Source organism: Marinobacter sp. BSs20148, assembly GCF_000283275.1.
In the GTDB taxonomy this organism is placed as follows: domain Bacteria; phylum Pseudomonadota; class Gammaproteobacteria; order Pseudomonadales; family Oleiphilaceae; genus Marinobacter; species Marinobacter psychrophilus.
On sequence record NC_018268.1, the window covers coordinates 483,229 to 509,500 of the forward strand.

Genomic DNA, 26,272 nt, shown 5'->3' on the forward strand with positions numbered 1-26,272 from the left:
GCGTTATCATGGCGTCTTTGATCCAAAGCCAATGGTCCGCGAAGCCGTGGGGGGGTAATGGAAGTACGCTGGATGGAAGATTTTATGGCGCTGGCCCGCACCCGCCATTTTTCCCGTGCGGCTGAGCTTCAACACGTCAGCCAGCCTACCTTCAGCCGGCGTATTCGCCTGCTGGAAGACGCCATGGGTGCAACCTTGGTCAACCGCCAGACGTTGCCACTGTCGCTGACTCCTGCGGGTGAGGTTTTTGCCGAGCTGTGCGCGCGGGTTACCCGCGACGTTCGCGACACCCACGAGCGGGTAAAACACCTTGAATCCGATGCCAGTGCCCGCATCAGTGTGGGTTCTACCCAGGGCCTGTTCTCCCACTTTTACCAGACCTGGGCGCAACAGGCCGGGGTAGCCGAGCGACTGCAACTGAATCTGAAGGCCACCAACTGGATAGGCGAGCAATTTCTGGATGCGCTCGACAACGGCGACTGCGATCTGGTGCTGTGTTACTGGCATGAAGACCTGCCCTGGCGTGAGCGGCTCAACAGCAGCGCCTACCGCTCCCTGACCCTGTCAAAGGAGGCGCTGATACCGTTGAGCGTTGGCGACGAACAGGGCGTCCCGCGTTTTGCTCTGCCGGGCAGCGCTGCGCAGCCGGTGCCGCTGATTGCTTACCACCCTCGGGGTTTTTTACAGCCCGCCATTACCACCCATCTGGCGCGGCAGAAGACCACTGCCAATCTATTACCGCTGAATGAAAACGCCCAGTCGGCCAGCGTGAAAGCCTTGGTAGAGAAGGGCTTTGGCATGGGCTGGCTGCCCCAGCGCATGGCACAAAAAAGCGAAGAATCTGGCAGCCTGGTGCGCGCCGGCGATGAGCGCTGGGACGTAACACTGGAAATTCGATTGCTGCGCCTAAGCCAACCCCGTAGCCAGGAATTCAATACACTCTGGAACACATTGGAAACTCAATATGACCGATAACCAAGTTCTGGCCTTGCAACCTGACCACATTGCCGAGTTGCAGCAGCGCTATCAGCGAGCGCTGGCGAACCATGGCTACAGCGCTCTGTTGATCAGCGCCGGCGCAACACCCGTGCGCTACGGCGACGATCAGGGCGCGCCTTTCCAGGGCTTTGGCCCGTTCCTGCACTGGACCGGCCTGACCGGTTACGAGCACGCTTGGCTGCTGATTCAGGCAGATACAACGCCGGTGCTGTGGCTGTATCAGCCGGTGGATTTCTGGCACGCGACTTTACAGCTGCCAAGCGAACCCTGGCAGCAGGCTATGGACATTCGCTACACTGCCAACCGGGCTCTGCCGCCATTGCCGGCCGAGACTGGTCAGGGTGAAGGGCTGGCCGTTTTGGGTGATCCAGCCCTGCTTGCGGGCGTGCCGGGTGATCATAATCCGGTGGCGTTGACGGTGGCTCTGGATGAAACCCGCATGCACAAAACCGACTATGAAGTGGCCTGCTTGACCCGTGCCAATAATATTGCTCTGGCAGGTCACCAGGCTGCCGCCGCTGCGTTCGCCGATGGCGACAGTGAATTTAAGATCAACCTGGCGTATCAGCAGGCGACCTTGCAGCGTGAAACAGAGGCGCCTTATCACAGTATTATCGGCTTGAACGAACACGCCGGTACTCTTCATTACCAGTATTACGACACCACGGCACCGGCGCAGTCCCGCAGCCTGTTGATGGATGCAGGTGTGCGCTACCGCGGTTATTGCTCAGATATTACGCGTACCTACGCGGCCGCGGGCGAAGGCCGGTTCGCAGCACTGGTAAAAGGTATGGACCTGTTGCGCGAACACTTGTGCAACATGGTTGCACCGGGTGTTGAGTACCTGGCCATTCACCGCAAGGCTCACTCCGGTGTCGCTGCGCTGCTCAGTGCCAGTGGGCTGGTCAGCGATATCAGCGATGAAGCCATGGTAGAGCAGGGTATCACCCGGGTGTTTTTCCCCCACGGAATCGGCCATTTTCTGGGCATACAGGTGCACGATGTGGCCGGGAAACCTGAACCGTCGCCAGCGGAAGCGCCGTTTTTACGCCTGACACGAACGTTGGAAGCCGGCATGGTACTGACCATCGAACCAGGTCTGTATTTTATCCCTTCGCTGCTGGAACCCTTGCTAAAAGGACCATTGGCGCAGTATATCAATACCGCGATACTGGGCGAGCTGAAGGGCTGCGGGGGTGTGCGGCTGGAAGACAACGTGCTGGTTACCGAGACGGGTGCGCGAAACTTGAGCAGATTGACTGAAAATTAATATCCAAAGGGCTTGAACTTTAAGATCGGAATGTTAATAATTATCACTAACATTTAATTGCGTAAGTGAGAGCCCTATGTATGTCTGCCTTTGCCACGGCGTAACCGATCGTGATATCCGTGCCGCAGCGGACAACGGTGTAACGTCCATGCGCCAGTTGGGTGAAGAGCTGGGCGTGGGCACGCAGTGCGGCCGCTGTGCACCAACCGCCCGCGAAATCCTCCGCGATTACAGCTCTCCGAGTTATATGGCTCTGGCGGGTATGCTGGCCCACCCGGTTTGATTGCCCGGCCAGGTTTGTCATTCCAGCGATTTTAACTTTTGCCATAACGCGCTATTCTTACCTAACGTGATTAAAATCTTTAGGGGAAGCGCTATGAAAGGCGATAAACAGGTTATTCAGTTTTTAAACAAAGTGTTGGGCAACGAGCTGACGGCCATCAATCAGTATTTTTTGCACTCACGCATGTACAAAGACTGGGGTATCGCCAAGCTTGCCGCTAAAGAGTACGAAGAGTCTATTGACGAAATGAAACACGCCGATCAGCTGATCGAGCGCATCCTGTTTCTGGACGGCCTGCCGAACCTGCAAGATCTGAACAAGCTGATGATTGGTGAACACGTTCAGGAAATGATCGAAAGCGATCTGAAAATAGAACATCTTGCCCATAAAGATCTGAAAGATGCCATCGTTCACAGCGAGTCTGTTCAGGACTACACCAGCCGCGAGTTGTTCCGCAGCATTCTGGACAGTGAAGAAGAGCACATCGACTGGCTGGAAACCCAGCTGGAAATGATCAGTCAGATGGGCATTCAAAACTACATCCAGTTACAGTCTGCCGCAGCGGAGTAAATGTCGACAATGGATCTGTCCTGCTTTAAAGCGTATGACCTTCGTGGCCGTGTTCCAGACCAGCTGAACCCTAAGCTGGCGGAGCTTATTGGCCGTGCCTATGTGGAAGTAACCGGTGCGAAAAAAATCATTGTCGGCTATGACATTCGCTTGTCCAGCCGCGAGATCAGCGAGGCATTGTGCTCGGGTTTAATGGCCGCGGGTGCAGACGTGTACGACATTGGCCTGTGCGGTACCGAAATGGTGTACTTTGCCACCAGCCATTACGACATGGATGGCGGCATTATGGTAACCGCCAGCCATAACCCCCGTGACCACAATGGCATGAAAATGGTGGGGCCAGAATCGCGGCCGATCAGTTCAGACAATGGCCTGAACGACATCCGCGACCGCGTTTTGGAACCGTTTGCGGATGCCCACGATCAGGGCCGTTACCAAACCCTGGAAACCATGAGCGCCTATATCGATCACCTTCTGGGCTATATCAACGGTGCAGATCTGAAACCGCTGAAATTGGTCGTCAATGCTGGTAACGGCGGTGCCGGGCTGGTGATTGATGAGCTTGAGGCGCACCTGCCGTTCGAGTTTTTGAAAGTACACCACAACCCAGACGGCCACTTTCCCAACGGTGTTCCCAACCCCATACTGGAAGAAAATCGCGCAGCCACCGCAGATGCGGTAAAAGCCAGTGGCGCTGCTATGGGCATCGCCTGGGACGGTGATTACGATCGCTGTTTTTTCTTTGATGAAAATGGCCGCTTTATTGAAGGCTATTACATTGTTGGCCTGCTGGCCGATCAGTTTCTGCGCAAGACCGGCCCGGGTAAGGTGATTCACGACCCGCGTCTGATCTGGAACACGTTGGATCTGGTTGCCGCTGCTGGCGGAGTTGCCGTCGAAAGCAAAACTGGCCATGCCTTCATCAAGCAGCGTATGCGCGATGAAGATGCGGTGTACGGCGGTGAAATGAGTGCCCACCATTATTTCCGGGATTTTGCTTATTGCGACAGCGGGATGATTCCATGGCTGCTCGTGGCCGAGCGTTTGTGCCAGGCTGGTTGTACGCTGTCATCGTTGATCGATGCCCGTATTGAAGCCTACCCGGCCAGCGGCGAGATTAACCGCACGATCGCAGACCCCGCTACCGTCATTGCTGCCATCGAAGCAAAATACGGCGCTGATGCAAAAAGCGTGAGCCACGTCGACGGCGTGAGTGTGGAATACGATGATTGGCGCTTTAACCTGCGGATGTCCAACACCGAACCGGTGGTAAGGCTGAATGTGGAGTCCCGTGGCGATATACCGTTGATGCGAGAGAAAACCGACGAACTGCTGGTGGAAATGGAGCGTTTGAACGCTCTGTAAACGTGATGGTGACTTGTTCTTTGTAATCAGTGCAAGGCCCTGCCAGACGATCAAATCTGGAGGGCTTTTTGCTTCTTTAGGCTTCCAGCCTTGGCGCTGCGCTAACGATTAAAGCCAGTCGTTCAGCATAATTCCCACGCCGACCCTCTGAATGCGCTCGTTGTAGTCAATTAGGCTCTCACCGTAACCGTTGTAATAATGCACGAAGCCTTTGATGGCCTCGCCGATGGGGAAGCTATAGCCAAACTCCACCGAGGTTCTGTTGTCTGAGATGCGCAGGTTGTTCAGCAGCTTCAATGAGAAGGTGCGGTCTTCCGTCAGCTTGTAAACTGCGTGGTAACTGCCATGGCCCAGATAGCTTTCAATATCGTTGTTGTCGTCGGTGCTGCCCTCTGGCAAGCGTATCCAAGGTTTCACCATGAACAGCCAGCGCTTGTAAGTGTAAGTTCCCATGCCAACAATGCGGTTCCAACTGCGCGAGCGCGGCTCGGCCTGACCGTTTGACTGGTGGTTAATGCCCACATACAACGTATCCAGGCGGCCTGGCCCAATGTTCCAATCGGGTTGGTAGCGCAGGAATAGTTCAGGCTCGTAGTTGGTTTCACGAAACGGCGCGGACTCATCCTGATTGTAAAGCTGCCAGAAAGACTTCTGGGTGTAGCCGAACCAAAGGGTAGTGCGTTTATCCATAAGGCCGGTGAATAGCGGAACTTTGAAGCTGATCTGGTACTTGGCTTCTTCCTGCTTAAGGTCGTAATCGTAGCCGGTCACGCCCAGGCGCGGACTTGTAGGTGCCTGATTTGGGTGGTCGGACCAGGTGACTGGCAAAATGTAATTTGGGCGGTGGCGAATAAAACTGCCAGAGAACGAAAACAGGGCCTCTTCTGCTTCCAGGTAGCGGTCCAGAATCGACGACATCACGGCGGTTTCGTCGTCTGCCCCGGGGCTATTCAGTCCTCCTTTTATGTTCCGCTTGATTGGCGGCAGTGCTTCGGTAGCGCTTTCTATCCGCTGCCGTTGCTCGGTGCTGGCGTTGTCGCGGGCTAGATCAGGCTGGTAAACCTCATCGAAACAGGCCAGGCGCTGCAACCCATCGCGAATCAGTGCGCAGTCTTGGGCGGACAGAGGCTGACCCGCTATGGGCTCAGCGTCGGTTTGGGCACCGGCCGCAGGCGCCCAGGCCAAAGTGTACAATGCGGCGGATATTGCCGTTGCCAACACGTGGCGTCGCTGCCGGATAATTGTTAACGCAGAAGTGAATAGCATGTTGGTAATGTCTCTTTGACCCTTAACGGAAGAAAAGCGGCGTGTAAATGGTGAGGTTTTACGGGGCGTTCAGGCTGATCCAAGTATTTGCTATACCGTATAACCACACGCTGGACATGGTCAATGCCATTAATGCGAAAATCAGTTTATGGCGATTTTGCCGCTCTGCGCCGGCGGCAACTACCCAACGTAGGTACATCAAGCCAATAAAACTGGTGAAAACCAGCAGGCTGGCCACAGCCGGTATCAGCAACCAGGCGGGCGCCAGAACTTCCCCCGGCGGCGTACTGGAACCAAACCAGATCATAGAACCCAGTAGTGTAGCTAGCGCAGTAAACTCTAGAATTAAGAGCGGCTTGCGTAAGCGGTTGGAAGAGTGACCGGGATCTTTCATGGCGAATTCCTGAGCGATAAACGGGCCGAGAGCGTATGGTAACCATAACGGTGCGACAGGTCTTGTGATTTGCCAAATGGCAACAAATGATGCTGAAATTGATGTATCAGTCTGCGTGTTGGTTTTTTTGCCAAGGTACAGCCGCTATAATGCGGCGACTTATTATTATAACGCTTGAATGCGAGGTGCATTGTGAAGATGAAGAGAATTCTGGTCGCTGTTCTGCTTGGTTTTGGTCTAACAGCCGGCGCCGCTATGGCAAATTTTGAGGACGAAATTCTGTCCCGTATCCAGCCGGTAGGCAGTATCTGCTTGCAGGGCGACGATTGTGGCGCAGCCGCAGCTCCAACGGTTGCAGTCAGTGCTGGCCCTCGCTCTGGCTCTGAGGTTTATGGTGCCGTTTGTCTGGCATGCCACACCACGGGTGCAGCCGGTGCGCCGGTGATTGGTGATGCCAGTTCCTGGGCGCCGCGTGTCGAGCAGGGCTTAGATACGCTGATCTCCCACGCTATCAATGGCTATAACGCCATGCCAGCTAAAGGTGGCTGTGCCAGCTGCCCGGATGAAGAAATTGCAGCCGCTGTTGAATATCTAGTGGCAGAGAGCAAGTAACACTGCGCAAAACTGGGTTGTTCGCCAATGCGGACTGCCCAGTGTCAGGCGCCCAAGTCTCCTAGCAGGGCGTTGAGCGTTGCTCTTCCTTTCTTTTGATTTACTTCTACGTCTGCTTCCCCCAAACCCAACCAGCGCACATCATCCTCGGGCAGTTCGTCTAGAAAACGGCTTGGAATGGTCTCCATTTTTTCGCCGTATTGCCGGCGAGACGCGGCATAGGTTAGGGTCAGCGTTTCCCGCGCTCGGGTAATACCCACGTACATCAGCCGCCGTTCTTCCTCGATGTTTTCTTCTTCAATGCTCATCCGGTGCGGCAAAATTTCTTCTTCCAGGCCGATGATGAACACATGGGGAAACTCCAGGCCTTTGGAGGCGTGCAGAGTTAGCAGCTGAACTTTGTCGCTGTCGTCTTCTTCTTCGCGCTGTTCCATCATGTCCCGCAGGATCAGCTTGGTAACGGCGTCTTCCACGCCAATTTCGTCTGCGGTGCCTTTGCCATCGTCAAGCATGCGCTGGATGGAATCTACCAGATACCAGATATTCTCCATGCGCCGCTGCGCCTGTTTGGGAGAGCTCGAATGCTGGAGCAGCCATTCCTCGTACTCTATATCGGTAAACAGCTGCTTGATGACCTGCACAGGGTCATCGCTGTGTAACCTTTTGCAGGTAGCATCTACCCAGTGGGCGAAGCGACGCAGGCGCTCCAAACCCTTGTCTGTCACGTGGCTTTGCGCACCCATATCGCCCAGCGCCTTGAACAGGCTGACGTTGCGAGCGCGAGCGTAGTGGCTCAACTGCTCGAGTGTGCGTGGGCCAATCTCACGGCGGGGCACGTTAACCACCCGTAAAAACGCGGCGTCGTCAGTGGGATTGATCAGCAAGCGCAAATACGCCATGGCGTCTTTGATTTCACTTTTGGCAAAAAACGATTGGCCGCCGGAGATGCGATAAGGAATTTGATAGGCCTGTAGCTTCACTTCCAGCAGTCGGGCCTGATGGTTGCCCCGGTAAAGCACCGCAAAATCTTTGAATCCCAGGCCCTGCTTCAGCTTCTGATCGAGTATTTCGGTGGCTACACGCTCGGTTTCTGCTTCTTCATTGCGGCAACGGATAATGCGGATTTCTTCGCCAATGGCGTGATCGCTCCACAGCACTTTTTCAAAGGCGTGTGGGTTATTGGCAATCACCGTGTTGGCGGCACGCAGTATGCGGCTTGTTGAGCGGTAATTCTGCTCCAGCTTAACCACTTTCAGGCTGGGGAAATCCTGTTCCAGCTGTGCCAGGTTCTCCGGTCGCGCTCCGCGCCAGGCGTAAATGGACTGGTCATCATCACCCACTACGGTAAAAGCGGCGCGCCCTGCCACTAAAAGCTTAACAAGCTCGTATTGGCACACATTGGTGTCTTGGTACTCATCCACCAGCATGTAACGAATTTTACGCTGCCATTTCGCCAGCACGTCCGGGTGCTGGCGAAACAGCATCACTGGCAGCAAAATCAGGTCATCGAAGTCAACGGCGTTGTATGCTTTCAGGTACTCATTATAGTAACCATAAATGATAGCGATTCTCTGCTCACGCTCGTCTGCAGCCTTGCTCAGTACCTCGGCAGGTGTCTGCATGGCGTTTTTCCACGAAGAGATGGTCATCTGTACCGGGTTCAGTTCATCACCAGCGTCGGTGCTGCCATGAGTCAGCATTAAATCCTGTATCAGGGCTTTGGCGTCTTCGGCATCAAAAATGGAAAACCCGGGGTGATAACCCAGGTGGTCATGTTCTTCGCGGATTATGTTCAGGCCCAGGTTATGAAAGGTGGAAACGGTTAATCCACGGGTTAGCTTTCGATCGATGATGCGGCCAACACGCTCTTTCATCTCTCGTGCGGCTTTGTTGGTGAAGGTCACGGCCGCAATGTGCCGGCCAGGAATGCCCAGCTGTTCAATCAGAAACGCAATTTTGCGGGTAATGACGCTGGTTTTACCGCTGCCGGCACCAGCCAGTACCAGCATGGGGCCGTCTGCATAGCGCACGGCTTCGCTTTGTCTTTTATTGAGTTTCGTCACGGCGTCACAGCAGCCTGGTTGCAAAGTGCATTAATATTGTGATTATTCTACAGCACCTAGGTAATCGGCACCCTACCGGAAAGTCAGCTATTGTTAGTGAAGTGTATGGCTTGAATGACTGCGCATTGGTGTAGAGAATCTTACAAACGCATGGATCCGTAGATGGTATCGCCTATCGCTTTTTTTGATCAGCCTCGCATTCGCTTGTTGGTGCTAACTCCGGATTATCGCGATTTCCTGTGGTTAAATAGCCTGCTAGTGGCCAGCGATGACTTGGCTATGAGTACTGCCTGGTGTGCAGACACTGCAAGCTTCGAGCGTGCTATGGCCGACAACCCGTTTAACGTGCTGCTATGGGACTGTCAGCTGCACAACGGTGACATGAATGCCTGGTTAATTCATCTTGTTCAGGCTTGCGGCGATAAGCCCTTAGTCGTTATGGGCGCTGACCTGCCGGCAAACCAGAGTGCAACTATGACTGCGGCGGGAGCCGCAGATTATTTATGCCGCCAACAGCTGGACGGTTGGCAATTGCGGCGCGCGGTAAAAGCGGCGTTAGTGCGATCCGAGATGTCCTTTGAGGCCGAGAGTACAGGTGTTGATTCCGGCGGACAGATCAACCGAAAATTGTTTTTTTCAAACTTGAGCCTGGCGTTGCAGCACGCAGAAAGCCTGGGCCAGCGTCTGGCACTGTTGCACCTGAACATCGATAAATTCCGCAGCATTAATGAAAACTTTGGTTATCATCAGGGCGATGAGCTCATGCTAAAGCTGGTTGCGGGCATTCGCCAGGTTCTGCAGTGCTCAGATTCCATACTGCGTATTGGCGGCGACGAGTTGGCCATTATCATCGAGCACGTGGAAGATCTTGCGGACATCAGCCGTGTGGTTCGCAAGATTGATTTAGTGATGGAAGACGTCATTGTTCTGGACGGGTGCCCGGTCAACGTCAACGCAAGCATTGGTGTGGCCACCTATCCTGAAGCAGGTAACGATGCGGAGAATTTGCTGCGCCAAGCCAACCGGGCCATGTTTGAGGCTAAGCAGGACGACGGCACCAGCTTCCGCTTTTACGATCAGCAGCTTCACATTTCAGCTGGCAAGCAACTGGAGATGGAAGCGGATTTACGCACGGCTCTGCGCGCTGGTGATCTGGAACTTTACTACCAGCCCAGGGTAGAGCTGGCCACCGGCGACGTTCGCGGCGTGGAGTGTCTGCTGCGCTGGAACCACCCGCGCCTTGGCATGGTTATGCCGGATGAATTTATTCCGTTGGCTGAGCGCAGCGGGCTGATCGTTCCTATCGGCTACTGGGTGATTGATCAGGCCTGCCAGCGGCTGCGTGAATTGGCCGATCTAGGTTTTGCGGAGCTAGTGCTGGCGGTGAATCTGTCATTTCGCCAGTTTCACGACCGCAAGATGACCGAGACTATTTTTCGAATTATTTATAACGCGAATATCGATACCAGCTTGCTCGAATTGGAGCTTACCGAAAGCGCGATGATGCACGACCCAGAATACGCCCGGCAATGCCTGCGGGAGTTAAACGAACTGGGGGTCAGCTTCGCTCTGGATGACTTTGGCACCGGCTTTTCATCGCTCAGTAATCTTCAACATTTCCCCATTGCCCTGGTAAAAATCGACAAATCTTTTGTCCAAGGGTTGGGCGAATCTGTGGATTCCGAACACATTATTCGAGCTATTATCAGCTTGGCCCATAGCCTTGATATGAACGTAGTAGCAGAGGGCGTGGAAACCTACGCACAGATGGAGTTTTTACGGCAACTGAACTGCGACCACGTACAGGGTTACTATTTTGCCCGGCCGATGCCTTGGGGCAAGTTGGTACCGTTCCTTCGTAATCAGAGACAGTCTGCTTGCCTGTAATCCTGTGCCGCTGTACCTTTGCCACCTTGTTTGTCAGCGAACGTGATTAGTAGAGGTAGCATGAACAGTATTTCCCGACGCATTGCGAATGAGCTTGGTGTACGTGAAGAGCAGGTTAACGCCACTGTTGAGCTGTTAAACGGCGGTGCGACCGTGCCTTTTATTGCCCGCTATCGCAAAGAGCTGACCGGCGCGCTTGACGACATCCAGTTGCGAGCCCTGGAAGAGCGCCTGCGCTATCTGCGCGAACTGGAAGACCGCCGCGCCACCATTTTTGCCAGTATTGACGAACAGGGCAAATTGACCGATCTGTTGAAAGCCAGCATTAACGGTGCAGACACCAAGAACCGTCTGGAAGATCTCTACCTGCCTTACAAACCCAAACGCCGTACCAAAGCCCAGATTGCCCGTGAGGCAGGTCTTGAACCACTGGCCGATGGCCTTTATAACGACCCAACGCACGTGCCAGAGGTTTTGGCAACGCAATTCGTGAGCGCCGATGTGGCTGACAGCAAGTTAGCCTTGGAAGGCGCCCGTGCCATCCTGATGGAGCGTTTTGCAGAAGACGCTGAGCTTCTGGGCCAGCTGCGCGGTTTCATCTGGCAGCAAGGCCAGCTGAAAGTCACCGTTATTGCTGGTAAAGAGGACGAAGGTGCCAAATTCCGTGATTACTTTGACTACAGCGAAGCGTTAAAAAAAGTGCCGTCGCACCGCGCTCTGGCTATTCTACGTGGCCGCAACGAGGGCATTCTGAGCTACACCATTGCCGTTGGAGAAAACAGCGACGATCGTCGCCAGCCGCACCCGGCGGAATCTTACATTGCCGCCCACTGGAATGTCCGCGACCAGAGCCGGGCGGCCGACAAGTGGCTGGCCGAAGTGGTGCGCTGGACTTGGCGGGTAAAGCTGTCTGGCCAGCTCGAAACTGACCTGATAGGCCAGATCCGAGAGGCCGCTGAAACTGAGGCTATCCAGGTATTTGCGGATAACCTCAAAGATTTGTTGTTGCTTGCTCCGGCCGGGCCCCGAGCCACCCTGGGCCTGGATCCCGGCCTGCGTAGCGGCGTGAAAGTGGCCGTAATTGACGGCATAGGGCAGGTGGTGGACCACGGGGCTATATTTCCCCACGCCCCACGAAACCAATGGGAAGCGTCGATAGAGCAATTGCGCAAATGGTGTCGCCAGTACAACATCGAGTTGGTGGCTATTGGCAATGGCACTGCCTCGCGGGAAACCGATAAACTGGTGGCCGATCTGTGCAAGCGCTACCCGGAACTGAAATTGGCGCGCATTGTGGTCAGCGAATCGGGTGCGTCTATTTATTCAGCGTCGGAATTCGCCTCGCGGGAGTTGCCGGACCTGGACGTCACCATTCGCGGTGCGGTATCCATTGCTCGGCGTTTGCAGGACCCGTTGGCGGAATTGGTTAAAATTGAGCCAAAATCTATTGGTGTGGGCCAATATCAGCACGACGTATCGCAGGTACAGCTATCGCGCAGCCTGAATGCAGTCGTAGAAGACTGTGTAAACGGCGTAGGAGTCGATCTGAACACCGCGTCGGTGCCGCTGTTAACCCGTGTATCTGGCTTAAACCCCACCATTGCCCAGAATATCGTGGATTATCGCAGCCAGAACGGCCAATTCCGTAACCGCAAGCAGCTGATGAAAGTGCCGCGTTTGGGGGCTCGCAGCTTCGAACAGGCGGCGGGCTTTTTGCGCATCAGCGATGGTGACAATCCGCTAGATCGTTCTTCGGTGCACCCGGAAGCTTATCGCGTGGTGGAAACCATCGCCGCTAAAAATCACCGGGATATGAATAACCTGGTGGGTGATGCGGCATTTTTGCGCAGCCTGAACCCGCAGGATTATGTGACCGAGCAGTTTGGCTTGCCCACGGTCAAAGACATCTTTGCCGAGTTGGAAAAGCCGGGGCGCGACCCACGGCCGGAATTCCGCTTCGCCAGCTTTGAAGAAGGCGTAGAAACCCTGAAAGATCTGGAGCCGGGAATGGTGCTGGAAGGGTCGGTCACCAACGTCACCAATTTTGGCGCTTTCGTGGATATTGGCGTGCACCAAGACGGTCTGGTCCATATATCGGCGTTGGCAGACCGTTTTATAAAAGATCCGCGGGAAGTGGTGAAAGCTGGCGACATCGTAAAAGTGAAGGTGATGGAGGTGGATATTCCGCGTAAGCGCATCGCTTTGACCATGCGCATGAGTGATCAGCCTGGCCAGCAGCCGGCTGAACGGCCCCGTGGTGACAAAAACCCAAGCCCAAATCGCAACAATGCGGCTAGCGCGCAAAAACCGGCGCCGGCTGCGAGTCAGAATCAGGGTCAGGGTCAAGGCGCCATGGCAGGAGCTCTGGCTCAGGCCATGGCGTCGGCCAACAAGCGCGACCGTTAATTTACTTGGCAACTTTACTTGGCAACCACAGCGGTTGCAGCAGGAGTTTTTCATGGCTCAATCACGCCATCACATATTTAAGCAGTTTGCCGCCAGCGAATGGCAGGGCTTTCGTAAAGGTGTTGAAAAAGAAGGTTTGCGTGCCGATGCCAGCGGCTTCATCGCACAAACCCCGCACCCGCACGCTCTGGGTTCGGCGTTGACCCACCCGCGCATTACCACCGATTATTCGGAATCTCTGCTGGAGCTGATTACGCCGGTGTATGACACCACCGCCGGCATGCTTGAAGCGCTGGGCCACACCCATCAATTTGTGCAGCAGAACTTGGGCGACGAAGTATTCTGGGCCGCCAGTATGCCCTGTGGTCTGGATGGCGACAGCAGTATTCCCATCGCCAACTACGGCAGCTCCAATGTGGGTAAGATGAAACACGTGTATCGCCAAGGCTTGGCGGTGCGCTACGGGCGAATGATGCAAAGTATCGCCGGTACCCATTACAACGTGTCGTTACCCGAAGGGTTTTGGCAGCAGTGGCAACAGGCTGTGGGCGGCAGCGAGCTGAGCCTGCAAGATTTCAAATCTGAGCAGTACTTCTGGTTGATTCGTAATTTCCGCCGCCGTAGCTGGTTGTTAATGCTGCTGTTTGGCGCTTCACCAGCGCTGGACCAGAGTTTTGTTGCCAACGTAAGGCACAACCTCAGCAGCTTTAATGCAAATACTTTTTTTGGTGAGCAGGCCAGCTCGCTGCGCATGGGCGATTTGGGTTACCACAACAATGCCCAGGCGTCTTTGAACATCTGTTTTAACGAGCTAAAAACCTATACCCGCACTTTGGAACGAGCCATTCACACGCCCTGGCCGCCCTACGAAAAAATGGGCATAAATCGCGACGGTGAATATATTCAGCTTAATACCAGCGTGCTGCAGATTGAAAACGAGTATTACAGTGCCTTACGGCCGAAGCGCACCGTTGCCAGTGGTGAAAAGCCCATCCATGCGTTGATGAGCCGCGGGGTGGAATACATCGAGGTGCGGTGTCTGGATCTAGACCCGTTTGCCGCCGTGGGTATTACCGCGCCGCAAGTGGATTTCCTCGACCTGTTCTTGTTGGACTGCCTGTTACAGGACAGCCCGCGGATTGGTGACGATGAGTGTGCCCTGTTGGATAACAATTTCAAGGATGTTGTAGCGCGCGGACGCGGACGCGACTTGGCGTTGCAGCTGGGCAATCGCAGTGTTAACGCCGGAGAGACGGCGCTTGAACTTCTGGATTCGTTGCAGCCACTGGCGGAACAGCTCGACGGTTGGAATGGCGACGCCACCTACGTGCGGGCTCTGGCGGAGCAGCGGCACAAGTTGGAGGGCAGCTGGTGTTTGCCATCGCAGCAGGTCTTGGATGCAATGGCCAGTAGTGGCTTGGGCCACCGCGACTGGGCGCTGGAAATGTCCCTTCAGCATAAGCACAGCTTGCTCGCGCAGCCACTGTCAGATGCCGTACAGCAGCAATATACAGCGTTTACCCTTGAGTCCTTGCAGCAGCAGCAGCAGATTGAAGCCGCGGATACCCTAAGCTTTGCCGACTACCTGAACCAGTATCAGCAAAGCTGAGCACCTGAGTAATGGTCACTTTTGCACCACAAACTCGGTAAACAGCACGCCGCTAACGGCTTCACCGGTGTGCTGGCTTTCCAAGACCTGATTGATGCGGGAGTTGGCTTCTGTTGCCAGTGTTTGCTGAGTGCCTGGCAGGGTAAGCGCATCAACATCGTTTTGCTCGCCAAACAGCAGTACCAGCTCATGGCGTATGCGGGGCATGTGGGCTTCTACGGCGGGGCGAGCGGTGCTGGCGTTGGCGCGCAAGCTAACACTGGCTTTCAGATAGGAAAGCTTGCTGCCTGGCGGTCCTATGTGGGTCACAAACGCGGGCTCCAGTGATATATAATCGGTAACGGTCGGTTCTGCTGGTTCGTCGGGCTCTTCACCGTAGGCGACAACTGCGAGCGCCATCAGAAAAAGGGCGATGAAGATTTTTGGCATCATTTTTTTCAATACAGTCATAACCCTGACAACTCTGATAACCGCGATAGTTTCACAACAATTATTACAATAACAGGCTGGTAGCACAGATGCAGTCCCATTCCTATTTCCGAGGTGATCTTTTGACCAGCAGAATCCTGTTTGCCGTTATTTTTTTGGTGTGTGCCGCACTGCTTGCGGTGGCATTTTATATGGAACATGTGATGGGGCTGGAGCCTTGTCCTTTGTGCTGGTTACAGCGGTTTGCCTTCATGGCAGCCGGGTTGGTCAGCCTGTTGGCGTGGCTACATGGCCCGGGGGCGATCGCCACACGGATATACGGTCTTTTTCTGGCGCTAGCTGCGGGCACGGGGTTGGGCTTGGCCAGTCGCCAGCTCTGGCTACAAAGCTTGCCTGCGGACCAAGTGCCGGCTTGCGGCCCATCGGTGGATTACATGCTGGAGGTGCTGCCTTGGTCGGAAGTACTGGCGACCGCAGTTCGCGGGACCGGTGACTGTGCGGCGGTGGTCTGGCGTTTTCTGGGCCTGAGTATTCCGGGGTGGAGCGCGCTGTTTTTTGTTTGCGTGGCGCTGGTCGGTCTTTATCTGTGTTTGCGCCCCGCGCCAAAGCGGCCCTGGTAAGATCGCAGCCACAAACGGTTGCGGCTGGTCACTGCCATAGGGTAACTTGCATAGACTTATCTGCACGTTCAGAAGGTATTAGCCAGATAGAACACCAAGTGGAGTACAGGCGTTATGTTGGAGCATTGTCGAAATGCCCGTGAACGGTGGGGCGGGGTCAGTGATCTGATCGACCGTTGGCTTAAGGAGCGTCAAGATGTCTTGGTGCGCTATTGTGAGCTGTCTGCCGAAAACGACTATTCCCAGACCGAGAGCCTAAGACCAAAATTGGTTTTGCTGTGTGAAATGTTAATGGATTACGTTTCCGCCGGCCACTTTGAAATCTACGAGCAACTGGTGCGTGAGGCGCGAGAATTTAACGACGACGAGGGCTTGGAACTGGTCGCAAAGGTGTATCCGCGTATTACCGAAACCACCCAAGTAATTCTTGACTTCAATGACAAGATAGATGGTCGCGAACTCTCCGAGTCGGAAATGCAGGCGTTGTTTACGGAGTTATCGCGAGTGGGTGAAACCCTGGCCAGTCGTTTTGAGCTGGAAGATCTTCTGATCGCTCATCTCCACACCGCCAACGCAGACAAAGTAGAGCCAGCCTGAGAGCTGTTGGTAAACTTGGGCGGCATGCTTTTGGCGCCGCCCAGATGTTAATGGTTAACTGCAAAAAGCCGTTACTGGGCACTGTCCGGGTTAACCGCTATCAGTTCCACGTCAAAAACCAATGTTTCATTGGGACCAATCGCGCGATTGCCGCCCGGGCCATATGCCAGGTCTGATGGAATATAGAGTTTGTAACGCGCGCCTTCGTTCATCAGCTGCAAGCCCTCTGTCCAGCCGGGAATGACCTGGTCTAGACGAAATGAAACAGGTTCACCGCGCTCGCGGGAGCTGTCAAACACCTCGCCATTCAACAACTCGCCCGTGTAGTGGACTGTTACCGTTTCGCCGGCGCTTGGTTGTGGGCCATTGCCGGTTTCAAGCACTTCGTACTGCAAGCCGGAATCGGTGGTTGCTACGCCCTCGCGCTTGGCATTTTCAGCCAGAAAAGCGTTTCCCGCATCCACATTTTTCTGCGCCATTTCCCCCATTTGCTTGGACTGATCTTCCTGCAGTTTCTGCTGGTAAGCCATTAGCGCTTCTTGAATTTCTTCCTGGGTCATCCGGCGCTGTGCCTGATCGCTGCTGTTGCCGTGCTGAATGCCCTGCAGAAACTGTTCCATCTGCAGGTCTGGCAGGTCGTTACCCATGCGCTCACCCATTACCAGGCCCATGCCATAACTGACTTTTTCGCTGTTGGATTCCAGCGTGGGGTCTTTAGGTGCTTCTTGAGCGGAAGAGCAGCCCGCAACAAGGCCGGCAATCGTCAGTGCAAACAGCGTTTTCTTCATGAATCCATCCTTTATATTAATAAATAAATCGCAACGGCCAGGCTTGGCCGGCGCTGGCTGATTGAGGGTATCCGATATAATGCTGGCGAGAAGGTACCTATAACATCGGCTTTACGCCACTGAACATCTGTTAATGGCCAAACGGCCACTCACTTAATTGCCCGAAGCACCGACTAACGTCATGAGGCACCTACTAACTTCCTGAAGCGCCCACGCCCATGTTGAATGGCGCTTTATACGGTGCCTGCCAGTCGACTTCAGACTCTGCGCTGCCAGCCTTGCCACGGAGTGGGTTCGGCCGTTCTATAGCCAAGGTGTTCCAAGGCCCCCGGGGCGGTGGCTGGTCAGCATAATGCCAGTTGCCATTGGTATCTCGCCACTTGAAAATAATGTCGGGTGAATCTATCACCACTGACTCTGGAACCAGGGTTTCGAAGGCGGGAATTTCTGTCGATTTTTTTTCTTGAGCCAATGGCCGTGTCACTTGTTCGGGCGTTCCCAAACCAAAAATAATCAGCAATAACAATACGCCCAAAGCAGGAAAGGCTAGCCGTACCAGCCATTTAATCATCATGTTGATTGCGCTCCGGGGCGCGAAAAAGTCAAAACAGACGCCAGTTGATGAATATCTGAGGCAGCTGCTCGTGCGCTGTCTGCACAAGGCGCCGCTGCTGTCAGATTGCCGATGATCAAAATGTTGCGATCTTGCATCGCCGGCTCTTCTGTTTGAGTGTTCAGCGTTTGCCACGCCAGAGCGAGTTCGACACGCTCGGCTTCAAGTTCCAGGCGGGCCACGTCTGCGCGCAAGTTATAACAACTTCCCGAGTCTTTCGGCAGTGCTCTTTTTATGTCACGCAGTGCCACGGTTACACGGTTGCGCCACTCTGTTACCGTAACAGCTTCTAGCCCGGTGTAAGTTCTGTGCTGATTCGCCTGCCAGGCCGCACATAGAATGCGGGTCACACTCCAGCCTTGTTGTTGCAATGACAGGCAGGCAGACGCAACGCCCGGTTTTTGCCAGCATGATAAGGCAAAAGACCAAAGCTCTGTGTCGGTCTGCAAAACTGCCGGCAGTGCCAGGCTGGCTGCGGTTTGCGGTATGACCGTAATATCGTCCGGTGCAGTTTCCAAGGCTTCCCTGAAATTATTAAAGTGCCAGAATTAAAACATGTTAACAATTAGTGATCTTAGTTTACAACGAGGCGGTGCGTGGTTGCTAGAAGGCGTCAGCTTGACCGTGCAACCGGGCCAACGCATGGCCATTGTGGGCGCCAATGGTGCCGGCAAGTCCAGTTTGTTTCAGCTTTTATTGGGTGATTTGGCTCCAGAGCACGGCAATTTTTCTCTGCCCGGAGGCTGTCGCATTGCTCACATGGCTCAGGAAGTTGAGGCGACCGGGCGTAGCGCGCGAGACTTTGTATTGGACGGCGATTTCGATTTGCGCCGCCTGGAACACGAACTGGCAAGAGCGGAAGCTGCGCAGGACGACCTGGCCCAAGCCCGTATCCATGGCGAGCTAGACCTGCACGAGGCGTGGTCTGCATCGCGCCGCGCCGAGTCGCTGCTACGCGGGTTGGGCTTCAGTGATGGCGATGCTGATCACCCGGTTTCGAGTTTCTCGGGAGGCTGGCGGATTCGTCTGAATTTGGCCCAGGCGCTGATGCGCCCGTCCGATTTGATGCTGCTGGACGAGCCGACCAACCACCTGGATCTGGACGCCTGTCTTTGGCTGGAAAACTGGCTACGACGCTATTCTGGAACCCTGCTGTTCATCTCCCACGACCGGGATTTCATGGACAGAGTCGCGACACATGTCGTGCACTTTGATCGGCGCGATCTGGCACTGTATAGCGGTAATTACTCAGCCTTTGAAGTCCAGCGCAGCGAGCGCCTGGCCCAACAGCAGGCCGGATTCGAGCGTCAGCAAGCGCGCATTGCTGAGATTCAGCGTTTTATTGACCGATTCAAGGCTCAAGCCACCAAGGCTCGTCAGGCCCAGAGCCGAGTGAAATCTCTGGAGCGCATGGAAAAAATTGCGCCTGCACACATTGATTCACCGTTCAATTTTCAATTTCCTTTAGCCGAAAAAGTGTCAAACCCGCTGCTGAGCATACGGCAGGGCCAAGCCGGTCACGGCGACGTGACGATTCTGCGCAACCTGAACCTGAGCTTGTTACCGGGCAGTCGCATTGGTTTGCTTGGTCCTAATGGTGCGGGTAAATCCACTCTTATGGACAGTCTGCGGGGTGAGGCCACGCTAATTAACGGTGAGCGTACCTGCGGCGAGCATCTGGCTATTGGCTATTTTGCCCAGCATCAGCTCGAATCCCTTGATTTGGACGCCAGCCCCTTTTTGCACCTGCAGCGCTTGAGCCCGCGGGCGTCGGATCAGAGTATTCGTAATTTTCTCGGCGGTTTTGACTTTCATGGCAATGCGGCCCTGTCACCGATACGGTCCTTCTCCGGCGGCGAAAAAGCTCGGGTGGCGCTGGCAGTGATCGCCTGGCAGCGGCCCAATCTGCTGCTGCTGGATGAGCCTACCAACCATCTTGATCTGGAAATGCGCCAGGCGCTCACCATGGCCCTGCAGAACTTTGATGGCGCAATTGTGGTGGTGTCGCACGATCGCCACTTGCTGCGCAACACCGTCGATGAGTTCTGGCTGGTGAACGATGGCCGCGTCGTTGAGTACCAGGGCGACCTTGAGGATTATGAGCGCTGGCTGGCTGATCGCCGCAAAGACGACACCGAGGCGCCAAAGCGACAGTCTGTTGCCGCAGAGGGTGGCCAGGACGCGGTAGTCAATGGTGAAAGTGCCGATGACCGCAAGGTCCGCAAGCGCGCCGAGGCGGCTGTGCGCCAGAAAATCAGCCCGTTCCGCAAACAGCAGGCCACACTGGAAAAACAGATGGATAGCATGCAGGCTGCGCTGGCGGAGATGGACGCCGAGCTGACCAATCCGGCGCTGTACAGTGACAGCGGCAAACAACAGTTAAAAGCGCTGTTGGGCCGGCAGGCCGAGGCGCGCCAAAAAATGGCAGCTGTAGAGACTCAGTGGCTGGACGTCAGCGAAACGGTCGAAGCTCTGGAAGCGGAGCTGGAAAGTTAAGGTTGCTTTACCACTTTGCAGCAGAAACTGGCACTTCCGGCGCCAGTTTCTTACTCGGTGATTTTTTATTCAGTGATAATGTCCAGACTGAAGTCTTGACGTAGTAGGTAGTCCCGTTCATTTTTTAGGTCTGCCAAGGTTAGAGGGCGTTGTTCCAGCCAGCCCTTAGGGAAGCGAATGCTGAGCTTGTTCGCTGACGCTTTCAACGTCAGCTCTGGAGGTTCTTCCAGATTGCGGGCGTGCTGCAGCAGCACACCCAGGCGCACCAGTATGCATAGGTAGCGCAAGCGCGGGATGTCTTCAGCTAAGGTTCCGGCCCAAATGGCTGCGGTAAACTTGCGCCGGTGCCCGCGCACCAAGGCCGCCAGATCCCACTGGAACTGTTGGGTAAAACCGGGCAAGTCCGAATATTGCAAAAGATAAGCACCGTGCTTGTGGTATTGGCTGTGTGAGATGGTCAAGCCGATTTCATGCAGCTTGCAGGCCCAGCGCAGGGTATCTTCGTCGCTGAAGCTGTTCACCTTCCAGGTTTCCGCAACCTGCGCCCAGGCCGCCACCGCGCTGGCTTCTACGGCGGCGCCGTGTTGCTGGTCAACGTGGTAGCGTTCTTGTAGTGCGGAAATGGTTCGTTCCCGTACATCTTCATGGCGTATTCGCCCGACAATTCCGTACAGTAGGCCTTCGCGCAGCGCGCCATCGGCAAAGCTCATGGTTTCAATTCCCAGTGACTGAAACGCGCCCATTAGAATGGCGAAGCCGCCAGGGAAAATACTTTGCCGGTCTGGGCGTACACCAATTTCGCTTAAACGCTCAACGTGGCCCATGCTAACCAGCCGTTTACGCAATTCCTGCATGGCTTCCAGGGTGATGGTGCCATCGGTAATCTTGAGCGTGGCCAGAGCCTGGCCGATGGCTTTTACCGACCCTGAAGAACCCACGGCGCTTTGCCAGCCCATCGCCCGATACTGGCGGCGAATACTCTGCAGTTCTTGCTCGGCATGAGTGATGGCACTGTCCAAACTGCGGCGACTGATTTTTCCGTCCTGAAAGTAGCGATTACGAAACGACACGCAGCCCATGTGCATGCTTTCCAGGGCTTCCGGCTCAAAGCGTTGGCCAATCACAAATTCGGTGCTACCACCGCCTATGTCGATCACCAGCCGGCGGCCGGTGTCGTCAGAAAGAGTGTGGGCAACACCTAAGTAAATCAGTCGCGCTTCCTCACGCCCGGCAATCACTTCTACCGAGTAGCCCAGCACTTCCTCAGCGCGGCTGAGAAACTCGTTGGCGTTGCGAGCAATGCGCAGGGCGTTAGTGCCAACAATTTGTACAGCTTCCGGAGGCATGCCCTGCAGGCGCTGGGCAAAGCGGCTCAGGCAGGCCAGAGCCCGTTCCTGAACCTCGTCGGTCAGGCGGTTCTGGGCGTCAAGCCCGGCTCCGAGCTGAACTTTTTCGCCCATTTTTTCCATGGTACGAATCTCACCGTGCACCAGGCGCGCAACCACCATGTGAAAGCTGTTTGAGCCCATATCGATAGCGGCAAGCATATCAGGAGGCGCGGAAACGTTTTCGGCGTTGGGTTCTGCCGTCACTGGGTTATGAATCCTTGTGGGATGAACGTAGGGCGTACTATAGCGATAACCCGAGGGCCTGTCAGCCAGCCTGACTGCCGGTGGTTTATCAAGCGTGGAATGCCCCGCCTGTCAGCGAAGGCTTCACAACAGCTGGAGCAATGGCGTAAAGTATTGGCCACTGGAAGCATGGTCCATGTAAAGCGTGAGTTGTCGTGCAGTTTTCAAAATGATATCGATAGTCAATACAGTTAACTGCATCTGTTACCGGGCAGATGCCAGAAACAGGAAATCAGAATGAGCGAAAATATTATTAACGTAACCGATGCCTCCTTTGAACAGGACGTACTGCAGTCTGATGTGCCGGTACTAGTGGATTACTGGGCTGAGTGGTGTGGCCCGTGTAAAATGATCGCGCCGGTGCTGGAAGAAATTGCCGAGGAATATGCCGGCAAGCTGAAAGTCTGTAAGCTCAACATTGATGAGAACGAGCAAACGCCACCCAAGTTCAACATCCGTGGTATTCCTACGTTGATGCTGTTCAAAAATGGCAATGTGGACGCGACCAAAGTAGGTGCTTTGTCTAAGTCCCAGCTGGCAGCGTTTCTGGACAGCAATCTTTGATTGCATAACCCGACTGAAGAACCGACTGAACAGCCCGACTGAAAAGCCAGGCTAAAAAACCGCCCCGGAGCTCTGCTCTAGGGCGGTTTTTTATGGTGCCAGTCGCGCCCCTGACGCCTGTAATGACATTAGCGAAAATGCTGATCACGGTCATAATGCAAACACTGGCGACAATGAACTCGACGGTGACAGGTAAAACGGCCATAAAAAAACGTGATGAACACTGACCCCCCAGTCCCCAAGCACCCTTGCCGGTTGTTGGCCTGCTGCTGGCAGGAGGTGCAGGCACGCGTATGGATGGAAAAGACAAAGGCATGTTGCACTGGCGCGGCAGGCCTATGGCAGCCTGGGTTGCAGAGGCTTTACGATCCGCAACCGGTTCGCCGCTGATCAGCGCCAACCGTTCCATCGAGGAATACAGCCGCTTGGGAGAAGTGTTTACTGACGCTCCTGAGTTTGCTGGGCAGGGGCCACTGGCGGGCCTGTTAGCAGGTTTGCAGGAGGCCGGAGACCGCGGATACGGGGCGGCGCTGGTGTGCCCCTGCGACACGCCCGGCGTTACCCCTGCGCTACTGCGGCAGCTGTTGCAGGCCTGGCGCAGCGCTCCCGATCGGCCGGTGATAGCCCGGTGCGACGGGCGTGACCATCCGTTACACGGGGTTTATCCGGTGGCTATGGCGGCGGCGCTTGAGCAGCAGCTGTGTGACGATAACCGTCGGGTTATGATGTTTGCCCGCGGCCAGCAGGCCCAATTTTTAGAATGTCCTGGGCTGTCCGAGCTGTTCACTAACCGCAATCGGCCGCAAGATCTAAAGGATTGACGGTCCTGCTACCAATCTTCTGAGCGCGCAACGTCTGATGCTTTCTGCTCGACCCAATGTTCACCTGCGTCTGTCAGTTCTTTCTTCCAGAACGGCGCCGATGTTTTTAGCGCGTCCATAATAAATTCGCAGGCGGCAAAGGCGTCGCGCCGGTGGGCACTGCATACCCCTACAAATACAATTTGTGACTTTAGGGGTAAGCGGCCTATGCGATGTATCACTCGCGCTTTGCGCACATCCCAGCGCTGGCCAGCCTGTGCGATCAAATCACTAATGACCTGTTCAGTCATGCCTGGGTAGTGTTCCAGAAACAGCCCGGTTACGCCTTGGCGATCACCGCTGTCGCGCACCAGTCCGGTGAATGTGGCGATAGCGCCCGTGCCCGCGCCGCTGTCGCGAAGTTGCGAGTACTCCTGCGCTGCATCAAAATCCGCGTTTTGGATACTGACGCTGGGTACAGTCTGTGAACAGGCAGAAGACTTTTGCGGCATTCGCTAACCTCCTGTCACGGGTGGGAAAAACGCTACTTCATCACCTGGTTTAACGGGCGATTGCGGTTTTGCCATGGCCTGGTTGATGGCAATCATCACCGGTTGGCCGGTGTTTAGCTGGCCCCAGGGCCCACCTCGGCTGGCCAGGGTGGCCAGCAAATCTGCGGCCGTCTGGCCTGCGGGTGCCGGCATGGTTAAATGTTCGGTGCCCAGTTCTTCGCGTAAGCGGGCAAAAAAACGGACGCTAAGGGTCTGCTCAGGCATGGTCAGCTCACCAATTCAGAAAATGGAAAGTAAGTGATGATGTCGCCAGGGCTTAGGGTGCTGTGTTCCGGCACTAATGCTAAGCCGTCAGCCCAACAGGCTGAACTGAGAACCCCAGAACTCTGGTTGGGGAACGCTTTGGCCACTGTGTTGCCCTGGTCCTGCTCCAGTCGCGCGCGCGTATATTCCCGCCGTACGGAGGCAGAGCCAACGCTGAACCCGGCCGCGACTTGCTGGCCTAACGGGTGGATGTGCAGGCGCCCCTGGCGCTGGCGAATGTACGGCATGCCCACCACTAAAAATGCGACCAGCACCGCCGCCGGATTGCCGGGCAAACCCAGTACCGGGGTACCGCCGATATCACCAAACGCCAGCGGTTTACCGGGCTTGATCGCCATGCGCCACAGTGAGAGTTGACCAGATTCGTCCAATACTGCACGCACATGGTCTTCCTCACCCACAGACACGCCGCCACTGGTAATTACCAGGTCGGCGGCCTTTGCTGCGCGCTGAAGAGTAGTTCGGGTACCCTCGCGGGTGTCTGCCAAGCTCTCACACAGCACCACCTCACAGCCAGCTTGGTCCAACAGGCCCAACAACGTGTAGCGGTTGGTGTTGTAAATCTGACCGACTTCGAGCGGTGTGCCTGGATCGACCAGCTCATCGCCGGTGGTTAGTATCGCCACTTTCAGCTTTTCGAACACTTCAACCTCGGCAATGCCCATGCTGGCCAGTAGGCCCATTTCCTGGGGGCGAATCAGGGTCCCTTGGGCCAGAGCCAAGTCGCCCGCGGCCAGGTCTTGGCCCCGACGGCGGATATTCTGATCGAGTTTTACGTCGCCGTCGATTAGCACGCCATCGGCATCAACCTTTGTACGCTCCTGCATCACAACGGTATTGGCACCTGATGGTATTTCGGAGCCAGTAAAAATCCGCGCGGCGGTGCCGGCAACCAACGCCCCCGGTGCCTGGCCGGCGGGAATTCGCGCCGAAACCAAAAGCGGCTTTCCGGGTCGGAAATCCTCTGCGCGCAAAGCATAGCCGTCTACCGCGCTGTTATCGGCTGGCGGCACATCAGCGAGCACGGTGTAATCTCGAGCTAACACCCGGCCCAGAGTGCTGTGAACCTGGACAAGTTCAATCGCCGCTGGCGGTGCGGCAAGGGTCAGTAAATGCTTTATAGCATCTTCAACGGGGGTTAGATCGACGGCGGCCATGGTATCTGCTTTCCTTGTTAGGGGTAGTTAGGCGTGAAAACGAGATGACTGATGGGCTGTTAGCGCACAGCGTTTTTACCGATAACTTGGCTCAGGCGTGCTATTGCTCGATCTGGCTTGCGCCCGACCAGTGCCGAAAAGTTGCAAGGGCTGTGGCGGCTGTCTAGCTGGGTGGACAGAATGCCGTTCCAGCCGGTGCGACAGGCGCCGGTAGAACCAGGCAGACAGAATATGACTGTGTGATTGGCCAGTCCGCCAAACGCTCGGGACTGGATGGTCGAGGTGCCAATTTCTGCGGCTGATAGCCGGCGAAATTCTTCGCCGAAACCTTCGATGCTTTTGTCCAGCAAAGGCCCAAGGGCCTCTGGCGTGCTGTCGCGCTCATGAAAGCCGGTGCCGCCGGTAATCACAACGGCATGAACCTGTGGGTCGGCTATCCAGCTGCTGATCAGCGCACGCATCAAATAAACATCGTCTGGCAAGATGCGCCGCGCAATCAGAGTGTGGCCGGCCTCGACCACGCTGTCTTCCAGAAACTGGCCGGAGCTGTCCTGGTCTTCGCCGCGGGTGTCCGACACTGTCAATATGGCTATATTCATAGGAATCAGTTCGTGGCTTGGCTTGCTGCTCATGGGCGGCTCCTGTTTTTAGCGATAAAAAGTGTGAAAGAACTCAGCCTTTAGTATCCGCATCGTGGGGCGTCAATGGAAGGGGAATACCTCTTTGTAGGGAACCGCCCAAGACCCATAGGAAGCGCCCAAGGCAAGCCTCTGAACGTAAGCGATGCCTGGATAAAACGGCCTGAATGCGCAATCCTTTGCGAAATTAATGGTTTTTTCGGCTCTGGCCTTGACATTCGGAGCCGAGGTAGCAGATTATCAATCTCGCCTTGCGAACGATTGTTCCCACTCGCTGGCTTCGGTACTCATTTTCTTGACTTTATTATCTCCCGGTTGCTCCATCTGGCCAGCATCCCGATCTTTAGACTGTACTTATCAATCCGTTCCGGGGCACCCC

At 55.3% G+C, this 26,272-nt stretch carries 26 protein-coding genes; 14 read left to right on the forward strand and 12 right to left on the reverse strand.

Annotated features, from left to right (window positions below):
- Positions 1-57: 57 nt before the first annotated feature.
- The 5 genes from MRBBS_RS02110 to MRBBS_RS02130 all read left to right on the forward strand — a co-directional run bounded on the left by MRBBS_RS02110 (position 58) and on the right by MRBBS_RS02130 (position 4,487).
- Entirely contained in the window at positions 58-975 is a 918-nt protein-coding gene (locus MRBBS_RS02110) for a LysR family transcriptional regulator (protein WP_187290768.1), read from the forward strand.
- A complete protein-coding gene (gene pepQ, locus MRBBS_RS02115) occupies positions 965-2,269 on the forward strand; it encodes a Xaa-Pro dipeptidase (RefSeq protein ID WP_014869784.1) in 1,305 nt (434 codons plus the stop codon). Before MRBBS_RS02110 ends, pepQ begins: the two co-directional genes overlap by 11 nt.
- A gap of 76 nt (positions 2,270-2,345) precedes the next feature.
- The gene (locus MRBBS_RS02120; RefSeq protein ID WP_014869785.1) at positions 2,346-2,552 is read left to right on the forward strand and encodes a bacterioferritin-associated ferredoxin; all 207 of its coding nucleotides are present in this window, start codon (positions 2,346-2,348) and stop codon (positions 2,550-2,552) included.
- 93 nt (positions 2,553-2,645) lie between these two features.
- Positions 2,646-3,122: a bacterioferritin gene (gene bfr, locus MRBBS_RS02125; protein WP_014869786.1), complete on the forward strand. Its 477-nt coding sequence runs from the start codon at positions 2,646-2,648 to the stop codon at positions 3,120-3,122.
- A gap of 9 nt (positions 3,123-3,131) precedes the next feature.
- The gene (locus MRBBS_RS02130; RefSeq protein ID WP_014869787.1) at positions 3,132-4,487 is read left to right on the forward strand and encodes a phosphomannomutase/phosphoglucomutase; all 1,356 of its coding nucleotides are present in this window, start codon (positions 3,132-3,134) and stop codon (positions 4,485-4,487) included.
- 108 nt (positions 4,488-4,595) lie between these two features.
- Here the strand turns inward: MRBBS_RS02130 and MRBBS_RS02135 are convergent, their stop codons facing one another.
- Together MRBBS_RS02135 and MRBBS_RS02140 are read right to left on the reverse strand one after the other, a co-directional pair.
- A complete protein-coding gene (locus tag MRBBS_RS02135; protein ID WP_014869788.1) occupies positions 4,596-5,753 on the reverse strand; it encodes a phospholipase A in 1,158 nt (385 codons plus the stop codon).
- Positions 5,754-5,811: 58 nt separating this feature from the next.
- Positions 5,812-6,147 (reverse strand): hypothetical protein, encoded by a 336-nt coding sequence (locus tag MRBBS_RS02140; protein ID WP_041635033.1) that lies wholly within the window; start codon positions 6,145-6,147, stop codon positions 5,812-5,814.
- Positions 6,148-6,345: 198 nt separating this feature from the next.
- Between MRBBS_RS02140 and MRBBS_RS02145 the strand changes: the two genes are divergently transcribed.
- Positions 6,346-6,759, forward strand: a complete 414-nt coding sequence (locus tag MRBBS_RS02145; protein WP_014869791.1) for a c-type cytochrome — start codon at positions 6,346-6,348, stop codon at positions 6,757-6,759.
- A 44-nt stretch (positions 6,760-6,803) separates the two neighbouring features.
- Here the strand turns inward: MRBBS_RS02145 and rep are convergent, their stop codons facing one another.
- Complete coding sequence (gene rep / locus MRBBS_RS02150; RefSeq protein WP_014869792.1) at positions 6,804-8,822, reverse strand: DNA helicase Rep; 2,019 nt, start codon at positions 8,820-8,822, stop codon at positions 6,804-6,806.
- Between the two features lie 162 nt (positions 8,823-8,984).
- Between rep and MRBBS_RS02155 the strand changes: the two genes are divergently transcribed.
- The 3 genes from MRBBS_RS02155 to gshA are packed head-to-tail and all read left to right on the forward strand — an operon-like array spanning position 8,985 to position 14,724.
- Positions 8,985-10,709, forward strand: coding sequence for a putative bifunctional diguanylate cyclase/phosphodiesterase (locus MRBBS_RS02155; protein ID WP_014869793.1), 1,725 nt, complete (start codon positions 8,985-8,987; stop codon positions 10,707-10,709).
- A gap of 60 nt (positions 10,710-10,769) precedes the next feature.
- Positions 10,770-13,115 carry a Tex family protein gene (locus MRBBS_RS02160; RefSeq protein WP_014869794.1) on the forward strand — a complete coding sequence of 782 codons (2,346 nt, stop codon included), beginning with the start codon at positions 10,770-10,772 and terminating at the stop codon, positions 13,113-13,115.
- A 52-nt stretch (positions 13,116-13,167) separates the two neighbouring features.
- Positions 13,168-14,724 carry a glutamate--cysteine ligase gene (gshA, locus tag MRBBS_RS02165; RefSeq protein ID WP_014869795.1) on the forward strand — a complete coding sequence of 519 codons (1,557 nt, stop codon included), beginning with the start codon at positions 13,168-13,170 and terminating at the stop codon, positions 14,722-14,724.
- A 15-nt stretch (positions 14,725-14,739) separates the two neighbouring features.
- Here gshA and MRBBS_RS02170 read toward each other — a convergent pair whose 3' ends face one another.
- Entirely contained in the window at positions 14,740-15,174 is a 435-nt protein-coding gene (locus MRBBS_RS02170) for a flagellar basal body-associated FliL family protein (RefSeq protein ID WP_014869796.1), read from the reverse strand.
- 68 nt (positions 15,175-15,242) lie between these two features.
- On the opposite strand from MRBBS_RS02170, the gene MRBBS_RS02175 reads away from it, so the two are divergent.
- Together MRBBS_RS02175 and rsd are read left to right on the forward strand one after the other, a co-directional pair.
- Complete coding sequence (locus MRBBS_RS02175; RefSeq protein WP_014869797.1) at positions 15,243-15,773, forward strand: disulfide bond formation protein B; 531 nt, start codon at positions 15,243-15,245, stop codon at positions 15,771-15,773.
- 114 nt (positions 15,774-15,887) lie between these two features.
- Complete coding sequence (rsd, locus tag MRBBS_RS02180) at positions 15,888-16,370, forward strand: sigma D regulator (RefSeq protein ID WP_014869798.1); 483 nt, start codon at positions 15,888-15,890, stop codon at positions 16,368-16,370.
- Positions 16,371-16,441: 71 nt separating this feature from the next.
- On the opposite strand, the gene MRBBS_RS02185 is transcribed toward rsd, so the two are convergent.
- The 3 genes from MRBBS_RS02185 to MRBBS_RS02195 form a co-directional block, all read right to left on the reverse strand.
- Positions 16,442-17,158 carry an FKBP-type peptidyl-prolyl cis-trans isomerase gene (locus MRBBS_RS02185; protein ID WP_014869799.1) on the reverse strand — a complete coding sequence of 239 codons (717 nt, stop codon included), beginning with the start codon at positions 17,156-17,158 and terminating at the stop codon, positions 16,442-16,444.
- A 193-nt stretch (positions 17,159-17,351) separates the two neighbouring features.
- Positions 17,352-17,732 carry a DUF4124 domain-containing protein gene (locus tag MRBBS_RS02190; protein WP_014869801.1) on the reverse strand — a complete coding sequence of 127 codons (381 nt, stop codon included), beginning with the start codon at positions 17,730-17,732 and terminating at the stop codon, positions 17,352-17,354.
- Positions 17,729-18,289 carry a TIGR02444 family protein gene (locus MRBBS_RS02195; protein WP_014869802.1) on the reverse strand — a complete coding sequence of 187 codons (561 nt, stop codon included), beginning with the start codon at positions 18,287-18,289 and terminating at the stop codon, positions 17,729-17,731. The genes MRBBS_RS02190 and MRBBS_RS02195 overlap by 4 nt, the downstream gene beginning before the upstream one ends.
- Positions 18,290-18,326: 37 nt before the next feature.
- Here MRBBS_RS02195 and MRBBS_RS02200 point away from each other — a divergent pair, with 37 nt between their 5' ends.
- Positions 18,327-20,267, forward strand: coding sequence for an ATP-binding cassette domain-containing protein (locus MRBBS_RS02200; protein WP_187290769.1), 1,941 nt, complete (start codon positions 18,327-18,329; stop codon positions 20,265-20,267).
- Positions 20,268-20,332: 65 nt separating this feature from the next.
- On the opposite strand, the gene ppx is transcribed toward MRBBS_RS02200, so the two are convergent.
- On the reverse strand, positions 20,333-21,859 hold the full coding sequence (gene ppx / locus MRBBS_RS02205) for an exopolyphosphatase (RefSeq protein WP_014869804.1): 1,527 nt from the start codon (positions 21,857-21,859) through the stop codon (positions 20,333-20,335).
- A 276-nt stretch (positions 21,860-22,135) separates the two neighbouring features.
- On the opposite strand from ppx, the gene trxA reads away from it, so the two are divergent.
- Complete coding sequence (trxA, locus tag MRBBS_RS02210; RefSeq protein WP_014869806.1) at positions 22,136-22,462, forward strand: thioredoxin TrxA; 327 nt, start codon at positions 22,136-22,138, stop codon at positions 22,460-22,462.
- Positions 22,463-22,755: 293 nt separating this feature from the next.
- Positions 22,756-23,283: a molybdenum cofactor guanylyltransferase gene (locus MRBBS_RS02215; protein ID WP_413540180.1), complete on the forward strand. Its 528-nt coding sequence runs from the start codon at positions 22,756-22,758 to the stop codon at positions 23,281-23,283.
- A gap of 8 nt (positions 23,284-23,291) precedes the next feature.
- On the opposite strand, the gene MRBBS_RS02220 is transcribed toward MRBBS_RS02215, so the two are convergent.
- From MRBBS_RS02220 to moaB, 4 genes are read right to left on the reverse strand one after another with little or no spacing between them, the layout of a single operon-like run.
- A complete protein-coding gene (locus tag MRBBS_RS02220; RefSeq protein WP_014869808.1) occupies positions 23,292-23,774 on the reverse strand; it encodes a molybdenum cofactor biosynthesis protein MoaE in 483 nt (160 codons plus the stop codon).
- 3 nt (positions 23,775-23,777) lie between these two features.
- Positions 23,778-24,038: a molybdopterin converting factor subunit 1 gene (moaD, locus tag MRBBS_RS02225; protein ID WP_014869809.1), complete on the reverse strand. Its 261-nt coding sequence runs from the start codon at positions 24,036-24,038 to the stop codon at positions 23,778-23,780.
- A gap of 2 nt (positions 24,039-24,040) precedes the next feature.
- Positions 24,041-25,255 (reverse strand): gephyrin-like molybdotransferase Glp, encoded by a 1,215-nt coding sequence (gene glp, locus MRBBS_RS02230; RefSeq protein WP_014869810.1) that lies wholly within the window; start codon positions 25,253-25,255, stop codon positions 24,041-24,043.
- A gap of 59 nt (positions 25,256-25,314) precedes the next feature.
- Entirely contained in the window at positions 25,315-25,887 is a 573-nt protein-coding gene (gene moaB, locus MRBBS_RS02235; RefSeq protein WP_014869811.1) for a molybdenum cofactor biosynthesis protein B, read from the reverse strand.
- Positions 25,888-26,272 lie beyond the last annotated feature (385 nt).

What these genes read in the sequence shown, in the direction of transcription:
- MRBBS_RS02140 (WP_041635033.1), bottom strand. Translation starts at nt 6,147, where the DNA reads ATGAAAGATCCCGGTCACTCTTCCAACCGCTTACGCAAGCCGCTCTTA.
- MRBBS_RS02200 (WP_187290769.1), top strand. Translation starts at nt 18,327, where the DNA reads ATGTTAACAATTAGTGATCTTAGTTTACAACGAGGCGGTGCGTGGTTG.
- MRBBS_RS02135 (WP_014869788.1), bottom strand. Translation starts at nt 5,753, where the DNA reads ATGCTATTCACTTCTGCGTTAACAATTATCCGGCAGCGACGCCACGTG.
- moaD (WP_014869809.1), bottom strand. Translation starts at nt 24,038, where the DNA reads ATGCCTGAGCAGACCCTTAGCGTCCGTTTTTTTGCCCGCTTACGCGAA.
- MRBBS_RS02185 (WP_014869799.1), bottom strand. Translation starts at nt 17,158, where the DNA reads ATGAAGAAAACGCTGTTTGCACTGACGATTGCCGGCCTTGTTGCGGGC.
- gshA (WP_014869795.1), top strand. Translation starts at nt 13,168, where the DNA reads ATGGCTCAATCACGCCATCACATATTTAAGCAGTTTGCCGCCAGCGAA.
- moaB (WP_014869811.1), bottom strand. Translation starts at nt 25,887, where the DNA reads ATGAGCAGCAAGCCAAGCCACGAACTGATTCCTATGAATATAGCCATA.
- glp (WP_014869810.1), bottom strand. Translation starts at nt 25,255, where the DNA reads ATGGCCGCCGTCGATCTAACCCCCGTTGAAGATGCTATAAAGCATTTA.
- MRBBS_RS02220 (WP_014869808.1), bottom strand. Translation starts at nt 23,774, where the DNA reads ATGCCGCAAAAGTCTTCTGCCTGTTCACAGACTGTACCCAGCGTCAGT.
- MRBBS_RS02110 (WP_187290768.1), top strand. Translation starts at nt 58, where the DNA reads ATGGAAGTACGCTGGATGGAAGATTTTATGGCGCTGGCCCGCACCCGC.
- MRBBS_RS02190 (WP_014869801.1), bottom strand. Translation starts at nt 17,732, where the DNA reads ATGATGATTAAATGGCTGGTACGGCTAGCCTTTCCTGCTTTGGGCGTA.
- MRBBS_RS02175 (WP_014869797.1), top strand. Translation starts at nt 15,243, where the DNA reads ATGCAGTCCCATTCCTATTTCCGAGGTGATCTTTTGACCAGCAGAATC.
- rsd (WP_014869798.1), top strand. Translation starts at nt 15,888, where the DNA reads ATGTTGGAGCATTGTCGAAATGCCCGTGAACGGTGGGGCGGGGTCAGT.
- MRBBS_RS02145 (WP_014869791.1), top strand. Translation starts at nt 6,346, where the DNA reads ATGAAGAGAATTCTGGTCGCTGTTCTGCTTGGTTTTGGTCTAACAGCC.
- pepQ (WP_014869784.1), top strand. Translation starts at nt 965, where the DNA reads ATGACCGATAACCAAGTTCTGGCCTTGCAACCTGACCACATTGCCGAG.
- trxA (WP_014869806.1), top strand. Translation starts at nt 22,136, where the DNA reads ATGAGCGAAAATATTATTAACGTAACCGATGCCTCCTTTGAACAGGAC.
- MRBBS_RS02170 (WP_014869796.1), bottom strand. Translation starts at nt 15,174, where the DNA reads ATGACTGTATTGAAAAAAATGATGCCAAAAATCTTCATCGCCCTTTTT.
- MRBBS_RS02160 (WP_014869794.1), top strand. Translation starts at nt 10,770, where the DNA reads ATGAACAGTATTTCCCGACGCATTGCGAATGAGCTTGGTGTACGTGAA.
- MRBBS_RS02155 (WP_014869793.1), top strand. Translation starts at nt 8,985, where the DNA reads ATGGTATCGCCTATCGCTTTTTTTGATCAGCCTCGCATTCGCTTGTTG.
- bfr (WP_014869786.1), top strand. Translation starts at nt 2,646, where the DNA reads ATGAAAGGCGATAAACAGGTTATTCAGTTTTTAAACAAAGTGTTGGGC.
- MRBBS_RS02130 (WP_014869787.1), top strand. Translation starts at nt 3,132, where the DNA reads ATGGATCTGTCCTGCTTTAAAGCGTATGACCTTCGTGGCCGTGTTCCA.
- MRBBS_RS02120 (WP_014869785.1), top strand. Translation starts at nt 2,346, where the DNA reads ATGTATGTCTGCCTTTGCCACGGCGTAACCGATCGTGATATCCGTGCC.
- MRBBS_RS02215 (WP_413540180.1), top strand. Translation starts at nt 22,756, where the DNA reads ATGGATGGAAAAGACAAAGGCATGTTGCACTGGCGCGGCAGGCCTATG.